This is a genomic window from Pseudoduganella buxea (assembly GCF_009720835.1).
GTDB lineage: Bacteria > Pseudomonadota > Gammaproteobacteria > Burkholderiales > Burkholderiaceae_D > Rugamonas > Rugamonas buxea.
The window spans coordinates 1-4,105 of sequence record NZ_WNKZ01000177.1 but is presented as its reverse complement, the minus strand read 5'-3'; the positions used below and the strand labels follow the sequence as shown (position 1 = coordinate 4,105).

The window sequence follows — 4,105 nt, the reverse complement described above, 5'->3', positions numbered from 1 at the left end:
CGCGGCGCTGGCGCCGCGACCGGCCGCGTCCGGAGGACCGGCCGTTCGAGGACGACCGCCCGCCGCCACCACCGCCGCCGCCGCCGGACGAAGAGGAGCGGCGCCGTGGCGGCGTCTTCCTCGACAACAGCGCCATGATCGCACTGGCGATGCGCCGCATCGACGTGATCGCGCTGGTACGGGGGCGGCAGCTGTTTACCAGTGCGACCGCGCTGGCGGAGTTCGAGACGTCCGTCATGGCGCGGGCCAACACGGCGGAAATCGCGGCGGCGATGATGCTGATGTCGCAACTGACGGTGGTGCCGGACGCGCCTTCGGCCCGCGTGATGGCCATGGCGCAGACAGGTGCCTTCGGCATCAACGACCGGCTCATCTTCGGTACCGCCGACGCGATGAACATGGAAATCATCACGGGCGATGCGGCCTTCCGCAACGCCGCCGCGGCGCAGGGCCTGCGGCTCAATATCACCGTGTTCCAGCCCGGGGCGCGTTTTGGGGAGTAAGGACATGACACCGATATCGACGTCCGGCGCGCGCTGGCAGGCATACGAAGCCATGCTGCGGGCCGCCTATGGCGCCATCGTGGCGCCGCCAGACCTGCCGGCCGTGGCCGCGCTGCTCGACGGCGCGGGTCTTCCGGCATCGGACATCGCGGCGCTGCTGGCACCTTTCTCGGCCGGCGTGACGGTCGATCCGCAGGGCGCGCAAGTGTCCGACGCGGCGCTGGCCCGGGTACGCGAACGGCTGCTGGCACCGGCCGCCACGGCGCCGGCGGCACCACCGGTGTTCCTGCCGCACGGGCTGGTCACGCCGGCGCTGCGCGCGCCTTGGCGCCACCTGCTGCACACCTTCCCGGATGGCCAGGTAGGCCTGGCCGACTACGTGGCACTGCTGGACGTCCTGCACGAGCAGGGCCGCGCGCGCGGCGATATCGCCATCCTGCTGCACGCGCTGACGGGACGCCCCCTGCACCTGGTGGCAGGCGATATCGATGGCCTGCACAAGGTCCTGGCGGTACCGGCGCAAGCCGTGGCCGCGATGCGGCAACGACTCGACGCCTCCCGGATCCCGCCGAACAAAGGAGATGCATCATGAACACGCAACGCATATCGTTCCAGTCGCCCCTCTACCCGGGCGCGCAAGGCTCCGACGTGGCCGCCGCCCAGGCCATGCTGGCGGAACTGGACTATCCGGTCGCGCAGTCCGAACGGGACGCGCGGCACTACGGCCCGTCCACCGTGGAGGCCGTGCGGCGCTGGCGGCGCCAGAACGAGCTGCCGGATGAGCCTTTCCTCGACCTGGACGCGCTGGCGCTGTTGCGCAAGCACGACCTGGCGCTGGAAAGGGTGGTGCATGGCGTGATCGCGCTGGCGGACGGCAGTGCCGTGGGCGGCCTGCTGGTGACGGCCATCGACCGCGATTTCCGCGCCGAACAGGAGCTGGGCAAGGCCGTCACCGACGATGGCGGACGCTATCGCATCGTCTACCGGGCCGCCGATGCGGTGCGCGCGGAAAAGGGCCTGGCCGACGTCGGCCTGCGCATCCATACCGGCGACGGCAAGATGCAGCTGTACGCATCACGCAGCGCCGAGCTGGCGATGAACGCGCCGCGCGATATACGGCTGGACGCCGTGGTCAGCTTGCCCGATGGCGCGGTGCCGTCCGAATTCGCCTGCATCGCGGCGACCCTCGCCGGGTTGACAGGCGATGTCGGGCCGGCCGCCATCGGCGAGGACCCGGCCTCGGACGAAGTCGATTTCCTGGCTCGTGAGAGCGGCATCGACCTGGAGCGCCTGGGACATTTCGCCATGGCTGCTCGGGTCGGCGATCTGGCGGAGCTGCCGGCCGCGTACTTTTATGGGCTGCTGCGCGAGGATGGCCTGCACGGTGTCGGCGACGGCCGTGCCGGGGCGGTGCTGACGCCGGTCGACCTGCGTACGCCCACGCGCGCCGTGCTGTTCGAGGCCGTCCTGCTCGACGGGAAGGACAGCCAGCGCGTCCTGCGCCGCGCCGTGCGCAAGCACCTGATCGGGCCGGAGCTGCTGGAGCAGGCCGGCGCCATCCATGAACGCCTGCAGCAATGGCGTGACGAAGCGCGCAAGTATGTCGACCATGAACTGCCGCAGCGCGTGGCGGCCGTCCTCGATGGCGTCGTCGGGGCCGGGCGCGAAGCCGACCTGGTCTCGCTGCTGACGGCCATCGACGTCAACGGCCTGCCGGGACTGTTCGAACGGTTCGACATGGCGGGCATTTTCTCCCTGTCCGACCGGCCCGAGGCGCAAGCCCGGCTGGGATTGGCCGACCTGCTCGGCCTGCACCCGGGCCTGGTGAGCGAGGTGGTGGAAGGTGCCGGCGCGGGCACGCCGGAGCAGGTGCGCAAGCTGGCCCAGCTCGAACGCAAGGACTGGAGCGCCATGATCGAGCGGGGCAACCTGCGGCTGGGCGGTGCGCCGATATCGTCGGCGTCGGCGGCGTCGGCGCGGCGCCAGGCCTCGGCCATCGTGCGCCGCTTCGAGCAACGCTATCCGACGGCGGCGTTCGCGGCGCAACTTGGGCGGCGCCAGCCGGCTGCTGTGCCGGAGAGCGAGGGCATTGCAGCGTTGTTCGACCGCCATCCCGATTTCGACCTGCGCCGGCACAAGCTGCGGCCGTTCCTGAAGGCGGCGGGCGACGAACAGGTGCCCGCCGCGGTGCTCGATGGCGTGGAGCGGGTCCAGCGCGTGTTCCAGCTGGCGGGCGATTACCGCAAGACCGAGGCGCTGCTGGCAGCCGGCTATGATTCCGCCGCCGCCATCGTGGCTGCCGGCCGTGGCCAGTTCGTGCGCGATGCCCGCCGCGCCGCCGGCCTCGGTGCCGCGCGTGCTGCCGACATGTTCGAGGCGGCCAGCAACCGCAACCTGGCTGCCTTGACGGTGGCGGCCAACCTGCGCACGCTGGACTGGCCGGCGGCACTGGAAGGCGAGTCGGCCGCTTCGCTGCGGGCCAGCTTCCAGGCGCTGGCGCTGGAACATCCGGACCTGGCCAGCCTGTTCGGCGCCGGCGATGCCTGCGCCTGCGCGCACTGCCGGTCGATCTACGGCCCGGCCGCCTACTTTGCCGACATCATGCGCTTCCTGCGCAACCGCCTGGTGCGCGACACCACCGTCACGCCTTCGCCCAGCACGCGCAGCGCGCGCGAGATCCTGTTCGCGCGGCGGCCCGACCTCGGCCAGATCGACCTCGATTGCGCGAATGCCGAAGTGCCGGTCCCGCATATCGATATCGTCTGCGAGCTGCTGGAGGAAATGGTGGCGCCCGATGCCGGCTTCACGTTCAATGCCGCCACGCTTGCCGCGGGCCGCGCCCCGGCCGCGCTGCTGGCAGCGGTGCGGGCCGCCGGCTTCCAGATTCTCGACAACGCCGTGCTGTACGGCCCCTACGCGGGCGACCGCTTCATGCTGCGCGATCCCGGCATCGCCATCGCGGTCGACGGCCCGGCGCCCAACTGGACCTTGCGGCGGCTGCGCCAGACCCACGGCACGCCGGCCGAACGCGCCGCCGCGCCGGAATACGTAAACGCCGACGCGCATATGCTGCTGGCCGCCGGCAAGGCAGCTTTCGGCCTGCCGTTCGACCTGTTCCACGCCGAGACCGTGGCGTTGCTGAACGCTGCCGGCTCCGCGCGGGCGGACCTGATGCGGGCATTGAAGACGCCTGCGGCGCCAGGTGCGGAGGTGCTGGCCGGGGAAGTCCTCGGCCTAACTCCGGCGGAGCGGCGCCTGGTCTTTTCGGCTGCGGTGGCCGACCAGCCGGCCATCTGGGGCGTGCCGGGACCGGCGGCCGCCAGCACGATGAAGCGGCTCGACATTTTCCTGGACCGCACTGGCCTGGACTATGCCGGGGTCGAGCCGCTGCTGGCGCGGCCCTGGATCGCCGGCGGCCTGGATCTGTTCATCCGCCACCTAGATTCCAGCTGCGACCTGGCCAGCAAGGAAATCCAGCATCTCGATGACGCCGTGCTGGACCGCGTGCACCGGGTGCTGCGCCTGGCCCGCCGCACCGGCCTGGCGCCGCGCGACGTCGACCGTCTCGCCAGCGCGCCACGGCTGGGCGGGGGCGACCTGGG

Annotated in this window: 3 protein-coding genes; all 3 read left to right on the top strand. The window is 71.4% G+C overall.

Annotation, left to right across the window (positions count from 1 at the left end; all coding sequences use genetic code 11):
• The coding region (locus tag GM672_RS27245) for a DUF1308 domain-containing protein (protein WP_155473630.1) at positions 1-503 on the top strand (503 nt) is incomplete at its 5' end.
• Positions 504-507: 4 nt separating this feature from the next.
• The gene (locus GM672_RS27240; RefSeq protein ID WP_155473629.1) at positions 508-1,095 is read left to right on the top strand and encodes a hypothetical protein; all 588 of its coding nucleotides are present in this window, start codon (positions 508-510) and stop codon (positions 1,093-1,095) included.
• On the top strand, positions 1,092-4,105 hold a 3,014-nt coding region (locus tag GM672_RS27235), incomplete at its 3' end, for a peptidoglycan-binding protein (RefSeq protein WP_155473628.1). The genes GM672_RS27240 and GM672_RS27235, both read left to right, overlap by 4 nt.

Coding starts and splice junctions, on each gene's coding strand:
- GM672_RS27240 (WP_155473629.1), top strand. CDS start 508: ATGACACCGATATCGACGTCCGGCGCGCGCTGGCAGGCATACGAAGCC.